At 66.7% G+C, this 15,193-nt stretch carries 13 protein-coding genes and 2 pseudogenes; 8 read left to right on the forward strand and 7 right to left on the reverse strand.

What is annotated here, in order from left to right; translation table 11 throughout:
* Nucleotide 1 precedes the first annotated feature (1 nt).
* The 5 genes from QF031_RS14845 to QF031_RS14865 all read left to right on the forward strand — a co-directional run bounded on the left by QF031_RS14845 (nt 2) and on the right by QF031_RS14865 (nt 5,734).
* Nucleotides 2–1,081, forward strand: coding sequence for an ABC transporter substrate-binding protein (locus QF031_RS14845; protein WP_307429658.1), 1,080 nt, complete (start codon nt 2–4; stop codon nt 1,079–1,081).
* 77 nt (nt 1,082–1,158) lie between these two features.
* Nucleotides 1,159–3,159: an aconitate hydratase gene (locus QF031_RS14850; protein WP_307429661.1), complete on the forward strand. Its 2,001-nt coding sequence runs from the start codon at nt 1,159–1,161 to the stop codon at nt 3,157–3,159.
* An 80-nt stretch (nt 3,160–3,239) separates the two neighbouring features.
* Entirely contained in the window at nt 3,240–4,382 is a 1,143-nt protein-coding gene (locus QF031_RS14855) for an MFS transporter (RefSeq protein WP_307433393.1), read from the forward strand.
* Between the two features lie 6 nt (nt 4,383–4,388).
* The gene (locus QF031_RS14860) at nt 4,389–4,718 is read left to right on the forward strand and encodes a GntR family transcriptional regulator (RefSeq protein ID WP_307429664.1); all 330 of its coding nucleotides are present in this window, start codon (nt 4,389–4,391) and stop codon (nt 4,716–4,718) included.
* A 71-nt stretch (nt 4,719–4,789) separates the two neighbouring features.
* A complete protein-coding gene (locus QF031_RS14865) occupies nt 4,790–5,734 on the forward strand; it encodes an alpha/beta fold hydrolase (protein WP_307429669.1) in 945 nt (314 codons plus the stop codon).
* On the opposite strand, the gene QF031_RS14870 is transcribed toward QF031_RS14865, so the two are convergent.
* The 3 genes and pseudogenes from QF031_RS14870 to QF031_RS14880 form a co-directional block, all read right to left on the reverse strand.
* Nucleotides 5,643–5,987 (reverse strand): hypothetical protein, encoded by a 345-nt coding sequence (locus QF031_RS14870; RefSeq protein WP_307429672.1) that lies wholly within the window; start codon nt 5,985–5,987, stop codon nt 5,643–5,645. The genes QF031_RS14865 and QF031_RS14870 overlap by 92 nt on opposite strands.
* A gap of 90 nt (nt 5,988–6,077) precedes the next feature.
* A pseudogene (locus tag QF031_RS14875) lies at nt 6,078–7,096 on the reverse strand (nucleoside hydrolase).
* 40 nt (nt 7,097–7,136) lie between these two features.
* A pseudogene (locus QF031_RS14880) lies at nt 7,137–8,594 on the reverse strand (MFS transporter); the annotation flags it as partial.
* A 185-nt stretch (nt 8,595–8,779) separates the two neighbouring features.
* Here QF031_RS14880 and QF031_RS14885 point away from each other — a divergent pair.
* From QF031_RS14885 to QF031_RS14895, 3 genes are all read left to right on the forward strand, one after another.
* Entirely contained in the window at nt 8,780–9,586 is an 807-nt protein-coding gene (locus tag QF031_RS14885; RefSeq protein ID WP_307429675.1) for a ribokinase, read from the forward strand.
* Between the two features lie 316 nt (nt 9,587–9,902).
* Nucleotides 9,903–11,465 carry an IS21 family transposase gene (istA, locus tag QF031_RS14890; protein WP_307422523.1) on the forward strand — a complete coding sequence of 521 codons (1,563 nt, stop codon included), beginning with the start codon at nt 9,903–9,905 and terminating at the stop codon, nt 11,463–11,465.
* The gene (locus QF031_RS14895) at nt 11,462–12,208 is read left to right on the forward strand and encodes an ATP-binding protein (RefSeq protein ID WP_141002472.1); all 747 of its coding nucleotides are present in this window, start codon (nt 11,462–11,464) and stop codon (nt 12,206–12,208) included. The genes istA and QF031_RS14895 overlap by 4 nt, the downstream gene beginning before the upstream one ends.
* A gap of 102 nt (nt 12,209–12,310) precedes the next feature.
* On the opposite strand, the gene QF031_RS14900 is transcribed toward QF031_RS14895, so the two are convergent.
* From QF031_RS14900 to QF031_RS14915, 4 genes are all read right to left on the reverse strand, one after another.
* Nucleotides 12,311–12,712: a hypothetical protein gene (locus QF031_RS14900; protein WP_307429678.1), complete on the reverse strand. Its 402-nt coding sequence runs from the start codon at nt 12,710–12,712 to the stop codon at nt 12,311–12,313.
* A 79-nt stretch (nt 12,713–12,791) separates the two neighbouring features.
* Nucleotides 12,792–13,939 (reverse strand): IS3 family transposase gene (locus QF031_RS14905; RefSeq protein ID WP_307422438.1). Its coding sequence is split into 2 segments (ribosomal slippage): nt 12,792–13,666 and nt 13,666–13,939, totalling 1,149 coding nucleotides; the frame shifts between segments, so codons are not numbered across the junction.
* A 61-nt stretch (nt 13,940–14,000) separates the two neighbouring features.
* A complete protein-coding gene (locus QF031_RS14910) occupies nt 14,001–14,366 on the reverse strand; it encodes a hypothetical protein (RefSeq protein ID WP_307429681.1) in 366 nt (121 codons plus the stop codon).
* Between the two features lie 123 nt (nt 14,367–14,489).
* Nucleotides 14,490–15,053 (reverse strand): VUT family protein, encoded by a 564-nt coding sequence (locus QF031_RS14915; RefSeq protein ID WP_307429685.1) that lies wholly within the window; start codon nt 15,051–15,053, stop codon nt 14,490–14,492.
* Between the last annotated feature and the right edge of the window lie 140 nt (nt 15,054–15,193).

A 15,193-nucleotide genomic window follows, 5' to 3' on the forward strand; every position in this document is an offset into this window, starting at 1 on the left:
CATGACTTCGAACGAAACCCGGCACCGGCGCCGGGGCCTCTTCCGCCCGCTGACCGTCCTCGCCTCCCTCACCCTCGCCCTCTCCGCCTGCGGCGCCCCCGCGTCGGCACCGCCCGGCCAGGGCGGCACCGGTGCCGCCGGCGGCGGGGACGGCTCCAAGGTGATCATCGGCGTCGGGGGCCAGACACTCCTGACCTACCTTCCCACCACGCTGGCCCAGGAACTGGGCTACTACAAAGATGAGGGCGTGAACGTCGAACTGCAGGACCTGCAGGGCGGCTCGAAGGCGCTCACCGCGATGATCGGCGGCAGCACGCAGGTCACCAGCGGCTACTACGAACACACCATCCAGATGCAGGCAAAGAACCAGCCCATCAAGGCGTTCGTGGACATGGGCCGGTCCTCGGGACTCGCCCTCCTGGTGGCGCCCAAGAACGAGGGCCAGATCAAGTCCATCGCGGACCTCAAGGGCAAGAACGTCGGCGTGACCTCACCGGGGTCGTCCACTGACATGTTCATCAAGTTCCTGCTGGCGAAGAACGGCATGCAGCAGACCGATGCCGCAGTATCGGCCATCGGCGCCGGATCCTCCGCAGTGGCGGCCATGGAGCAGAACCAGGTGGACGCCGCGGTAATGCTTGAGCCGGACATCTCGGTGCTCGCCAAGCGGATCGGCCACGCCCCGGTCATCCTGGAAGACGTCCGGACCGAGGAAGGCCTGAAGGAAGTCTTCGACACCGACGCATGGCCGTCCGCCTCCCTCTACGCCAAGACCGACTGGCTGGACCAGAACAAGGACACCGCGGGCAAGCTTGCCAAGGCGATCAAGCGCACGCTGGAGTTCATCAACAGCCATTCCGGCCAGGAGATCGCCGCCGAAATGCCGGAGAAGTTCGCCGGCGGGGACAAGGAACTCTACGCCAAGGTCATTGAGGACCTGAAGAAGACTCTCAGCAAGGACGGATCCTTTACCGAGGACGGCGTCAAGGCCGTACTGGAGACCCAGCGGGTGGCCAACCCGGAGGTCGGGGACAAGGACATCAAGCTTGGGGACACCTACACCAACGACTTCGTAAAGTAGCCCCAACTGCCAGGCACGCCATCCGCACCGGATGGCGTGCCTGCGTCCGTTAGAGCGCATTGAGGAGACCACGCGCGATGCCCGAGACACTGACTCACAAGATCCTGGCCAGCCACCTTGCCGCCGGCGAGTTGACCCCCGGCGCCGACATCACCATCGCTGTGGACCAGATCCTCATTGAGGACGCCACCGGAACCATGACCGCCATGCAGTTCGAGATGCTCGGCGCGGATTCCATCGCGGTGCCGCTGGCGGTCATGTATGTGGACCACAACGTCCTGCAGATCGACGACAAGAACATGCAGGACCACCACTACCTGCGCACCTTCTCCGCCCGCTACGGGCTGCGCTACTCCCCCGCCGGCCACGGCATTTCCCACTACATCCATCTGGAGCACTTCTCCCGTCCGGGGCAGGTTTTGGTGGGCGCGGATTCCCACACCTCGACGGCGGGTGCCCTGGGCATGTTTGCCCTCGGCGCCGGCGGGCTGGAGGTGGCCGTGGCGATGGCGGGCTACGGCTTCGACTTTGTGTGCCCCGCCGTCGTGGGCGTTGAACTGACGGGCACGCTGGGGCCCAATGCCGAGGCCAAGGACGTGGTGCTGGAGCTGCTGCGCCGCCACGGCGTGCGCGGCGGCCGGGGGAAGGTGTTCGAGTTTTACGGCGAGGGCGTGGCGTCCCTGTCCGTCTCCGCGCGCGCCACCATCTGCAACATGATCATCGAAACCGGTGCCGCCACGGCCATCTTCCCCTCCGATGACCAGACCCTCGCCTGGCTCAGGGCCCAGCGTCGCGGGGACCAGTTCGTCCCCCTGGCCGCGGACGCCGGAGCAATGTACGACGATGACGAGCGGCTTGATCTCTCGGCCCTCGTTCCGCTCGTGGCGCTTCCGCATTCGCCGGGCAACGTCCGTCCGGTCTCCGAGCTGCCGCGCACCGAGGTGGTGCAGGTCTGCGTCGGTTCCTCCGTGAACAGTTCCTACGAGGACCTGGCGACCGTGGCGGCCATCCTCAAGGGGCACACCGTCCATCCGTCCGTCCAGCTCACGGTGACGCCGGGATCGCGGCAGATCCTGCAGACGATCATCGCCTCCGGGGTCTATGAGGACCTGATGCAGGCCGGGGCGCGGATGCTTGAGCCGGTGTGCGGCCCATGCGTGGGCATCGGCCAGGCACCCACCGCGGGTGCGCCGTCGCTGCGCACGTTCAACCGCAACTTCCCCGGCCGCAGCGGCACGGCAGAGGACGCGGTGTACCTGTGTTCGCCGTCGACCGCGGCCGCCAGCGCGCTGGAAGGCGCAATCGTGGACGCCTCCACGGTCAGCCGCGGCGAGCTCCGCCCTGCCACCCCTCCGCACCCGGAAGTCCACGACCTGCACATCGCCGGCGTCCTGCCGTTGGAGACGCGCCGCGCTATCGGGATTGAGCGGGGCAGCAACCTGGTTCCGCCTCCGCAGCCCACCCCGATGCCGGCTGACCTGGACGCCCGGGTGCTGATCGCCGTCGGGGATGACATCTCCACCGGTGACATGGCTCCGGACGGTGCGATCGCCATGTCGGTGTGGTCCAACATCGCCGTCTGCGCACGGTTCATGTTCCGCCGCCTGGACCCCGGCTTCCACGACCGCGCGATCGAATGGAGCGGCGGGATCATCGTGGGCGGGGAAAACTACGGGCAGGGGTCGTCGCGGGAGCATGCCGCGTTGATCCCGCTGTACCTGGGCGTCCGGGTGGTCGCTGCCCGCAGCTACGCCCGGATCCACCGCCGCAACCTGATCGCGGCCGGGATCGTGCCGCTGGTCCTCCCCGCCGATGCGCAGGGTTCAACGGGGCAGCGGTGGGTGATCGAAGGGCTTGCTGACGCCTTGGCGTCCGGCGCAACTTCCGTCGCCGCCCAGGTGGACGGTGACAAGGAGCTGGTGCTGGGGCTCGACTTCTCGCCTGCCGAGCGTGCCGTCCTCACTGCCGGCGGGCTGCTGGCCCAGGTGCGGACAGGCGGCCGGTCGATGCTGGCGGGTGACGCCGTCGTGCAGGACGACGCGGCGGGCGTGGCGGCGCCGGGCCGCTCCGCCCGGTGAGGCGGGCCGCCGTCGAACCTGTCCGGAACCCTGCGCGCCGGCCGGGGCAGCGGGCCACGGCCATCGCTGCATTGACCACTGTGGTGGCGGTGCTGCCGGTCTTCCTGGTGGGCGGGCTGGCGGTCCAGCTCGAGCAGGACCTGGGCATGACGCCGTCCGCGCTGGGTGCCGCGGTGGCCGCGTTCTGGGCGGTGTCGGCACTGCTGTCCGCGCCGGCGGGGTTTGTGGCGGGCGGGCTGGGGCTCCGCCGCGGGGTGCCGCTCGCCGTTGGGCTGGGGTTTGTGGCGCTGGCGGGCATCGCGTTTGTCACGCCGCACTGGGCGTGGCTGATCGTCTGGTTGGGTGTCGCCGGCGCGGCGAACGCGCTGATCCATCCGCTGTCCAACGGCCTGATCGTGGACCAGGTGGCGGTGCGTAACCGCGCCTTTTCGTTTGGCCTCAAGCAGGCGGCGATTCCGACGGCGACGCTCACCGCCGGACTGTCGGTTCCGGTGTTCGCGCTCACCGTGGGGTGGGCCTGGACGTTTGCGCTGGCGGCGTTGCTGGCGGCGTTCCTGGTCCCGGTGCTCCTGCGCACCCTCCCGCGCGGCGCCCCTGTCCGCCACCGCTCGGGTAAAGCCGCCAGGGAGCCGCTCCCCCGGCGGCTTAAGCAGTTCCTGTTCGCGACGGCGGTGGCCAGCGCGCTGGGGGCCGGGCAGGCCAATGTGGTGGGGGCGTTCACTGTGTCCATGGCTGTGCAGGCGGGGTTCGACGCCGCCGGCGCGGGCCTGCTGCTGGGCGCCGCGAGTGTGGCCGGGATCCTAGCCCGCCCGCTGCTGGGGATCGCGGCGGACCGGGGGATCGGCGGTTCGATGGCCACGGTGGCGATGATGATGGGGGCCGGGAGCCTGGGGCTGCTGGGCATGGCGTCCGGATCCACGGTTGCGTACGCGGCTGGGGCCGTGGTGGCGTTCGGGCTGGGCTGGGGATGGAATGGCCTGGCCCATTACGTGGTTTCGCGTACGTCGCATCCGTTTACGGTCCAGGCCACGGGGATCACGCAGAGCGGAACGTACATCGGCGGGACGCTGGGGCCGTTGCTGTTCGGGGTCGTGTTCTCCCAGTTTCCGCCGGCCGTTGGCTGGACCCTCGCCGCGGCGGCCGCCGCAGCCGGGGCGGCGGCCTCGCTGGTCGCTTTTCGTTTGGAGAAGGGGCTGCGGGAGGACGCGGCGGCGGGTGGGTAGGGCGGAATGAGCGTAGCGGTGTACTCGCGCATCGCCGAGGTCATCCGCAACGGCCTCCTCACCCCCAGCTCCATGATCCCCACCGAAACCGAACTCGGCGCCGACATGAAAGTCAGCCGCACCGTGGTCCGCGAAGCCCTCATGCTCCTCGAGGAGGACGGGCTGATCAGGGCAGGCCGCGGCACCCGACGCTTCGTCTCGGACAGCCTCCCCCGCACCGGCATCGAACGCATCCGCCCCTTCGAGGAAGTCCTCGCGGGCCCTGGCCAGCGCCCCATCAGTAACAACTGGATAGGGAACGTCAGGAACTTTGCTTTGCGAGCGTTGGGCAAGTAAACGTGTTCAAGCGAGTGTCCCTTCAACGTGGCCCAGCAGCTTGCCCGCCCGCACCGGCGCATGGTTTTTGCATGGAACCGATTCGGGTCATCCTGCTTCCTGGTTCAGTGCTCCCCGCGGGGCTTGCCTATGGGCGCCTGATTGAGGCGCTGGGCCCGGGCGTGCATGCCGTTGCCAAGGAGCTGGAGCTGTACAAGGGCGATGACGTGCCCCAAGGGTGGAGCCTGGATACCGAGGTGGACGGAGTCCTGAGGAAAGCTGACGCCCTGGGCTGGGAGACTTTCCACCTTGTGGGCTATTCCGGCGGCGGCGCGGCGGCCCTGGCGTTGGCTGCCAAGCACCCGGAACGGCTGCAGAGCCTGGCCTTGCTGGAGCCGGCGTGGGCAGGGAACTGGGATTGGAGCCCCGTCTACGCGGAGCATTGGAGGAAGTTCGGGGAGCTGGACGGCCTCCCGCCGGAGCAGTACATGCCGGCGTTCATGCGGCTGCAGGTAAGGCCCGACGTCGTCCTCCCGCCGCCGGAGGCGGGTCCCCCACCGCCGTGGATGGCGAAGCGGCCGGCCGGGATCAGGGCCTTCATGCAGACCTTCAAGGACTACCACCTGGACAGGTCCCGGCTTGCCGCCTTCAGCAAGCCGGTGTTCTTCGCCCTCGGCGGCCTCAGCCATCCGGATGATTTTGGCGAGGTTGCGGCCCGGCTGGCGCGGGTCTTCTTTCCCGACTTCCACCTGGAAGTCTTCCCCGGGCGCCACCACTTCGACCCGCCGCACCGGACGGAGCCCGGGCGGCTGGCGGAGGCGCTGCGCCGGCACTGGGCCTCCGCCGAGGGACGGCCCGAGGGGCAACGGCTGGCGTCCGGTCCCAGAGCCTGTAGACCCAGTGCCCGTGGCAAAGGCCGCAAGCTCCTTATTTGCTGCAGCTGGGTCAGTGTGCGGTGCCCGGCGGTGGGGCCTGCCGCACGCCTTTGGTGTGTGCCCTCTTCCGCAGCACGATCCTGGCTGTTACGGCTGCGATGAGGCCGGCGACGGTCACCAGCTGCACTTCGTCGAAGGACAGGCCGTCGATGTTCGGCTGGAGCTCCTCCCCCGTTGCCCAGCCGAACCAGACTTCACTGACCAGAATGCCCGCCACGAAGTACCCGGCCGCCGCATAGAGCCACAGCCAGCGCGACACACGCCTGCCCACGATCCAGTGAGCCACCAGGCCGAAGGCCAATGACATGGCCGCGAGCAGTCCCAGTCCGGCGATTCCCAAGTCCCAGCCATCCACGGCCCGCCACCTCCCTGCTTCCCTTGGTCCTCCCGCCAGTCTCGCGAAGGGTGGTCCGTGGGTGTAGAGGCCATGGTCCCGCCATCCGGATCAGGCGAGTGAACCTGCTTCGGCGAGTGCCACCGTCGTGGTATCGACAGGCTCAACCACCGAGAAGTGCCCCAGCAGCGTCTCCACCAGGTGCGGGGCAAAGTCCTCCTCGAGGGTGAGCACCACGCGGCACCGCGCGCCCTTCACCTCCGGGTATCCGGCGTACAGGCCGCGCATGTCGCACACGGTCTGCCCGCGGCCGGGTCCGTCGGAGGTGTCGACGGCGGCACGCACGACGGGTGCCAGCGCCGGCGTCACGGCACCGACGGCGAGCGCCGCGGCGAGGGGATCGTGCATCGCGGGGCAGGGCCGGCCGTAGATGCCTTCGTAGAACCGGAAGTAGTAGCCCAGCATCTCCCCCAGCGCCCGCGGCACCGGCGCAGCAGAGGCAAGCAACTCTTGCCGGTGGGTTTCCTCCAGCACAGAGGCCATGGTCACGTCCAGCGGCACCAGGGTCACGTCCCAGTCGGCGGCGAGCACCAGGGCGGCGGCCTCGGGGTCGTGCCAGATGTTGGCCTCTGCCACGGGCGTGATGTTCCCCGGCGCCAGCGCGGCCCCGCCCATCACCGTCACAGACTGCACCAGCGAGGGCAGCGAGGGGTCCAACGTCAACGCCTCGGCCAGGTTGGTCAGCGGCCCGATCGCCACCACCCGCAACTCCCCCGGATAGGCCCGCGCCAGCCGCACCAGCATCTCGGCCGCGGACTCGGCGGCCAGCGAAGCCTCGGAAGGCGGCAGCTCAACCTCGCCCACCCCGTTCGACCCGTGCACCCACGGCGCCCCACCGTGGAAGGAAGCGGCCAGCGGATCGTGCGCCCCCAGCGCCACCGGAATATCTGCAGCACCGGCGAGGTCCAGCAGGTCCAGGGTGTTCCGGGCGCCGACGGCGGCACTGACGTTCCCGCTCACCGCCCCGATCCCGACCACGGAAGCAAGGGGTGGGCGAGCAGGTAGGCCAGGGCGAGGGCGTCGTCGATCCCGGTGTCGCAGTCCAGGTAGATCGGGTGGCGGGTGGTCATGGTGTCTCCTTGAAGGGGATGAGGGGTTAGAGGGTCTCGCCCTGGGGGCGGCGACGAAGAGGCTGACGATGAACGCGGCGGCGGTGATGCCCACGGAGATCCAGAGGGCGGTGGCGTACCCGGCGGCCGTGGCCTGGGCGGCGAAGGGCGCCACGAGCACGACGCCGAGGCTCGCCCCGATACCGAAGGACGCGCCGTTGATGCCGGGCAGCGCCGCCGGGGCCTCCTTGGGCGAGAGCAGCACCGAAAGCCCGTTGATGGCGGTAAGGAACAGGCAGTTGTAGAAGATGCCCAGGCAGGCAACAGCAACCAGGATGGCCACCGGCGACGTGGAGAACAGGGCGGCAACCACAGCGCACACCAGGCTCAGCCCGGTCCCGAAACGGAGGATCCGGATCCACCCCGGCCGGTCGGCGAGCCACCCGGCCAACGGTGCGGCGAACACGCCGATCAGTGCGGCGGGGGTGAGGAACAGCAGCGCCGAAACGGACGCGGAAAGCCCGAACCCGGCGTCGCGATCCTGGCTGAGCAGCACCACGGTGAAGTTGATGATGGCGAAGATGCCGGCCAGCGTGAGGACGGTGGTGGCGATGACCGGCCTCACCTGGCGGGAGCGCAGGTGGTGCACGGCGATGAGCGGCCTCACCTGGCGGGAGCGCAGGTGGTGCACGGCGATGAGCGGGTGGCTGCGGCGCTTCTCGATCAGCCAGAATGCGGCGAAGGAGGCAAGAGTGCCGGCCAGCAGGGCCAGGGCGGTCGGCGACGCCCAGCCCGCGGAAGAGCCGTCGGACACGAAGTAGGTCAGGAACACCAGGAACAGCGAGAGCGAGCCGGCGCCCCACCAGTCCATCGCGCCGCGGATGCCGGAAGGCCGGCCGGCAGGAACGAGGCGGAGGATGCACAGGGCGGCCATCACGGTCAGGACCAGCACCACCACGAAGATGGAGCGGAAGCCCAGGGTCTCGGCCATGAGCCTGCCCACCCAGCCGTCCACTCCCCCGATGCCGCCGCTGATGCCCACGGACGTGCCGAAGACTTTGGCCTGCAGGTTTTCGCTGAGGACGATGTAGGCGAGCGCGAAGACGGCGCTGGAGACGCCCTGCAGGAACCGGCCGGTGACCAGCAGTTCCAGCGTGGGCGCGGTGATGCAGAGGATGGTGCCGGCGCCCATGATGCCCAGGACCAGCAGCAGCGCGGCCCGGCGGCCGATGAAGTCGCTCCAGCGGCCGATCACGGGCCCGGCGATGGCACCAGCCAGGAAGAACATGGACTGGACGGGGGCGGCGGCGTCGGCGCCCTTGCCGAAGTCGGCGGCGATCTGCGGCAGCGCCGGGGTGACCATGCTGGCGTTGAGCTGGAAGGACAGCACGCCCAGCAACAGCGAGGAGATCAGCAGGGGGGCGCGGCGGCCGGAGAGCCTGGCTGCGTCGTCGGGAAGCACGACGGCGGCAGCGCAGTCCGCGGGCGGTGCGGCTTCCGCGGGGGTTGGGGTGTTCACATCAAACTCCTTTGTTCGAGCAGGTTTGGGAGGGTGGGCCGCTTTCCGGGGTAGCGGCTCGCGTTGTTATACAACCTCGTACGACGAGCGAGTACAACCATCCGTCACACTTTTTCCTCAACAGGCCGCTTTGCCGGCACCCCGCGAGAGAGACTTCCACGAGCAATGCACTTCCTGCCGTCACCGTGGTCGGCAGCATCAACCTGGACCCGATCGCCACCGCCGAGCGGCTTCCCACGGCGGGCGAAACCATCGGCGGCGCGGTGCTGTCCGAGCAGCCCGGGGGCAAGGGCGCCAATCAGGCCGCGGCCGCTGCCCGGCTGGGCGGTTCCGCCCGGATGGTCGGCGCCGTGGGCAAGGATGCGTCCGGGCAGCGGATGCTGGACGCGCTGGCGGCTGCCGGCGTGGACACTTCCGCCGTGGCCGTCCTGCCGGAGCCGACCGGTACCGCGCTGATCGTGGTGGACCGCGACGGCGAAAACCAGATTGTGGTGTGCCCGGGCGCCAACTCGCACCTGTCGCTGGACGGTGTGAAGTTCGGCCCCGGCGAGACGGTGCTGTGCCAGCTGGAGGTGGGCCTGCCGGTGGTGCTGGAGGCTGCCCGGAAGGCGCGGGGGTTCTTTGCGCTGAATGCGGCGCCGGCGATGGATCTGCCGGCGGAGCTGCTGGAGCGCTGCGACCTGGTGATCGTCAATGAGAGCGAGTACGCACTGATCCCTGCCCTCGCGGAGGCGAAGCTGGTGGCGGTGACGTACGGCAAGGACGGCTCGGCAATGTTCGAGCACGGCCGGAAAGTGGCCGAGGCTCCCTCCGTGGCGGTGACGGTGGCGAACACCGTGGGCGCGGGCGACGCGTTCTGCGCCGCCCTGGTCCTGGCGCTTGGGTCAGGACTCGATTACGCCGCGGCGCTGTCTGTTGCCAACGCCGTGGGTGCGGATGCCGTCGGCGACCCCTCCTCGCAGCCGGCGCTGGCGGCGCTGCAGGACTACTAGGAAAACGCCGTAACCGTTTCGTCCACATCTTGTCAGTGTCAGCGCATCCGATGAACGGGCATCCCCCGGGAGACGGGCTTACGGACAGGCACCGCACGAACAGTGCCAAGGATTAGGCACGCCGGACGCTTCTCGCGGTGTTAGCAGCCTGCTGAATATCCGCGCTTTTGGGGTCCATCCGTCGTGTGTTCGGGGGCCAACGGCCAGAGCGCGCAGTAGCGGTCCTGGGTGCCGGTAGTGGCGTGTTTGGGGGCCACCCCGATTTAGGCTCCTTCCGTCGTGTGTATAGGGCGCACGGCAGAAGGAGTAATCATCAATGGTACGGAAGATCAGAGCGAAGCTCGTGTTGCAGCTGCGCGCCGAGGGCCTGTCAGGCCGGGCGATCGCTGCGTCGCAGGGCATGTCCCGTAAGAGCATCACGGCGGTGCTGGAGGCTGCTGACGCGGCCGGTGTGGCGTGGGACGATATCGCCGACAGTTCAGAGGGCGAGGTCTATGCCCGGCTGTTTCCTGGGCGGGGTGAGCATCAGAGTGTGTTCGCGCAGCCGGACTGGGATCAGGTGCATAGGGAGATGGCCCGGGTCGGGGTGACGCTAAAGCTGCTGCATGGCGAGTACGCGGATTCACGCGCGGCTGCCGGTGAGCCGGTGATGGGTTATGACCGGTTCTGCAGGACCTATCAGCGGCATGTGCTGGTCACTGGGGTGGCGTCCCGGGTCGGGCACAAGGCGGCGCAGACGGTGGAGGTGGACTGGTCGGGCCCGACGATGCAGCTGACAGATCCGGTGACGGGCAAGTCGAGGACGGTGTATTTGTTTGTGGCTTGCCTGCCGTTTAGCCGGTACGCGTTCGTTGAACCCGCCCTGGACATGAAACAGGACACCTGGTTGCGGGCCCATGTGGCGATGTTCGAGGCCTTTAGCGGTTCGGTGCCGCGGATCGTGCCGGACAATCTGAAGACCGGCGTGATCAAGCATCCCCGCGAAGGCGAAGTCGTGCTCAACGACGCTTACCGGGAGATGGCGGCGCACTATTCAGCGGCGGTGCTGCCGGGGCGCATCCGGGCACCGAAGGACAAGGCGAGCGTGGAGAACACGGTCGCCCACGTGGCTACCTGGGTCATCGCCGGGCTGCGCCAGCAGCAATTCACCTCGTTGCTGGAGCTTCGCGCCGCCATCACCGACCGGGTAGCGGCCTATAACGCGGAGCCGTTCCAGAAACGGCCAGGGTCCAGGACCAGCGTGTTCGCAGCTGAAGAGCAGCCGCTGCTCACGGGGTTGCCGGCGGCCGCCTACGAGATCAGCAGGTGGGCCTACGGGCGCCGGGTGGGCCGGAACGGGCACGTGGTCTGGGAAAGGAACTACTACTCCGTGCCGTTCGCCCATGTTGGCACGTCGGTGGACCTGAGGATCACCGATCGGGTGCTTCAGGCCTACCGGGGCAGCGAACGGCTGACCAGCCATCTGTTGCTGCCCGAGGGCGCGACCAACGAGTATCGCACCAATGACGCGGACCTTCCCGCCGGCGAGAAATACCGGCAGTGGGACCCGGCCCGGGCGCGGGAATGGGCCGGACGGATCGGCCCGGCAGCGGTGACCGTGGTCAACCGGATCTTCGAGTCCGTCCCGGTCGACGAGCAGGGCTTGGACGCGGCATTGGCCGTGTTGCGGCTCTGCCGGCGTTATTCGGCCGAACGGGTGGAGGCGGCCTGCCGGCTTGCGTTGGCAGGCAGGGTGCGGTCCCCGCGGTATGCCCATCTTCAGCCGATCCTTGCCACGGAGCAGGACAAAGCCGCCGGGCTCAGGCCTCCACGGGATGAAGGAGTCGAACACGGCGGTTACGTGCGCGGCGCCGAGTACTACGCAGGTGGCGCCAAATGAGCGGGATCGATACTGAAACCAAGCGCAAGCTCCGTGAGATGGGTGCCGTCCCGATGCTCGAAGCGCTCGAGGCCCAGGACGAGGCACTCGTACTCGGCATGGCCTTCGAGGAACGGCTCCGCCTGGTCGTGGACGAGGCCCACTCCGGGTTCAATCACGCCAAGGTCGAGGGGCTGATCCGACGGGCCGGGCTACGCTACCCGGGCGCGGACCTGCGCCGGCTCGACCTCGTGGACGAACGCGGCCTCGACCGGAGCCTGATCGCCCAGCTCGGCACGTGCTCGTTCATTGAACGGCAGCAGAACGTCGTGTTTCAGGGATTCACCGGGTCCGGGAAGTCCTACCTCGGGTGCGCTCTGGCCAAGCAGGCCTGTCTGCACCGGATCCGGGCCCACTACGTTCGAATGCCCGACCTCGAGGAAGCCTGGGCGCTGGCGAAGGACAAGCCCTTGGGTGCCACGAAGTTCCTGAAGAAGTACGCGGCCTTCACTTTGCTGGTGATCGACGAGTGGCTCCTCGACCACCCCGACGAGGGCATGCGCAGCATGCTGCTGGAACTGCTCGAGCGCAGGTACGACACAGCTTCGACCGTGTTCTGCACGCAATACGCCAAGAAGGACTGGCACCAGCGGCTCGGCTCCGGGGTCCACGCCGATGCGATCATGGACCGCATCGTGCACAACACCATCTGGGTCGATACTGGCAACCACAACATGCGTGAACACGCCACCATGACGCAATAAGAAAACGTCGGTGGGAGCCGGTGGCCCCCATCCCCGCGGCCGCTGGCCCCCACCGGCAATATCACTGGCCCCCAAAGGCAAGATCGACTGGCCTCCAAGCCTTCAAATACTCACCTGCCATTCCGGGTCCCTCTGAGCCAACCAAGCAGTAGCTATCATCGCCATAATTGGCGTAGCCGGGTCAGGTACACCTCCAGCGTCTTCTGCAGCGTCGCTCAGGAGCGCGTCGACCACCCGCGGGCTATGCACGAAGGGGTTGTCCAAACCTGACAGTGAGTACGTAAATTTTCCCGGAGTTGGCAATTTTCGGACCACAATGGAGAAGCCTGCTTGGGGCACCTCGACATCCATGGCTAGTTCCGAACCGCCGGCGGCGATCCGGAAATTTTTGAAAACAACGTTTTCATTACTGGCTAGTGAGGTCGAGTCCATCCATGCCCGTACCAGCGCGGCTTGCCGGCGAATCATGTCGAAGGCGGAGCGAAGCTCATTTGCCTCGATCACATTTCCGTCGGTTTCGATTACGGCCGGGTCGAATAAAAGGGGAGCGTCCTTGGTTGGACCCCCGTTAGCAGTCCAGCGCCTATGCGATAGCTAATTGGTTTTCTTGCGTCCAGTTTTCCCAGTAGCGCTTCGGCGTCATGCCGTTCAGGGATCCATGGGGCCGTTCATGATTGTAGATAGCTTTCCATTCGTCGGCCAAATACTTGGCTTCGGCCATGGTGTCCATGATTTCTCCGGAGAGTTGTTCCCTTCTGAACTGGGCGTTGAAGGACTCGATGAAGCCGTTCTGCCAGGGTGATCCCGGGTCAATGAAGGCGGTATCCACGCCGGCGGTGTTGCACCACTCAATCAGTGCGGCGGCGGTGAATTCGGGCCCGTTGTCACACCTCACGTAGGTCGGGGCGGTGCCGGTCTCGGCGATGATGTTCTCCAACACAGCGACCACGTCGGCGGCCTTGAACGACCGGCGCGGAATGACCGCCAGCGCCGTGCGGGTGTATTCGTCGATGACGTTAAAGAACCGGATGTGCCGTCCGCAAGAGGTCACATCGGACTGGAAGTCGAAACTGACCACATGCATCGGGTACTGGGCAGTTAGGCGCTTCTGTTCACCGGCGCCGGGCCCGGTCCGGCGCTTCTTCCTCGCCCGGGGTTTACAGACCAGGCCTTCATCGCGCCAGAGCCGTCGCACCCGCTTCCTGTTCAGCACCACGCCGTCCCACTCAGGCTGAGCCAGCAGGTGCCAGCGCACCTTCCGCCAGCCCCACGCGGGGTGCTGCCCGGCGACGGCGCGCAAGGCTGCACGGAGCCGGGCTTCCTCAAAGCCCATATCGGGCTTCTTCTTGCGGAACGCGGACCGGTTCTGCCCCAGCACCGCGCACGCGAAACGCTCGGACGCCCCGAACTTCTCCACCGCCATGCGCACGGCACGACGGCGGGGTTCGGGGCTCAGAATTTTCCCTTGGCCACCTCGTTCAGGATGTCGATGGCCAGTTCCTTCTCCGCCAGCAGCCGCTTAAGCCGGGCGTTCTCTTTCTCCAGCTCCTTGGTCCGTTTGGACGCCTCGGCGTTCTTCTCGGACCCGTACTGGTTCAACCACCGATACCAGGTCGCCTCGGTAACCTGGAGCTCCTTGATTACCTCGACCATCGGGCGCCCGTCATTGAGCATCTTCTGGCCCTGCCGGACCTTGGCGATGACCTGCTCAGGGGTGTGTCTGCGTGCCATGATTCGTGAATTTCCTCCTGCGTCCATTCTCGGACACGAAACTCACACAAACACTGGACTTCTATCTGGGGACCCAACCATCCTTGCTCTCCTGGATATAAAATTCGACTGACTTTCGGGCCAGCATTAGGAAATATGGACTACCAGACTGTGGATGGATTTCTGCGTGCAAAGTGGAAGCTTGATAAATGTAGTCGTTTCTTACGATGCCAACTACGCCGGCGTCTTCCAAGATGCCGATACACCAGTCAAAGAACCTCTGCTCGTCACGACTCCTAAGGGCGTCGTCGAAATCAAAAGCGAGTGATGGTTTGGCCTCGCTGGCCACCAGGAGCTCCATCTCAGGGAGAGTCCACAGCCGAGGATCCGGGCAGCAAACACCGCCGGCGGCCGTCCCCATCGGTAAAAGATTCTCTGGCTTGCTCATGCCTGGATGCTATTTGAGAACACTGGCTTCATCCAATGAGTCTGGAACGGGTCCCCCTTAAGCGCGCCCTGCAGCGCCGTCACCTACTAAACAGGCCGCCACCGGCGTAGCGCAGTGCGGGCACTACCCTAGCCTTTTACGACCTGCGCGCCAGGCGCGAAAACTGAGCACCAAAACGACAACTACTCCCGTCAGCATAAGTTTTCCAAGCATTTGACCCGCGAAGGCCTCTTCCAGTGGGAAACCTGCGATGTTCAGGAAGACGACCGTGTCAATTACGGAGCCAACGACGTTCGAAGCCACCGCAGCACGAATGTAGCCACGGGCCCTCAAAGGTGTGTAGACCGCGAAGTCGGCTATCTCAGATAGCAAGAACGCCACAGCGGACGCTACGGCGATGAACGGATCCGCCACCAGAAACGATAGGCCCGCGCCTCCGACGATCAAACCGAGGACCCACTTCTTCCCGAATGCGTCCTGGAGTGAGTCACGAAGAACGAAAGTCAGCCCGGCGAAATACGTTCCGGCGGTGGCCATCAAGCCAAACCCCACAGGGATGAACCCGAAATGAGTAGTCACGTAGTTTGCGGTGAGAATGCATGCCAGCAGGCCCAAGCCGGCAGCAACCCCCGCACCGACCGCCCGGATGCCCAGAGTTCCCGCTGAACGGATAGTCGTGGATGTCATGGTGTCTCCTAGATTTCGCGAGGGCGCCGTGACACGCAGATGCAGCGAAAAGGTGTACCCCCATGACCGAAATGGCCCCAACAACCTTAGATCGCGCCATCATGCAAGAACAAACCAGCAACTGACGCTTCACCGCTAGG

This window comes from Pseudarthrobacter defluvii (genome assembly GCF_030816725.1).
GTDB classification, from domain to species: domain Bacteria; phylum Actinomycetota; class Actinomycetes; order Actinomycetales; family Micrococcaceae; genus Arthrobacter; species Arthrobacter defluvii_A.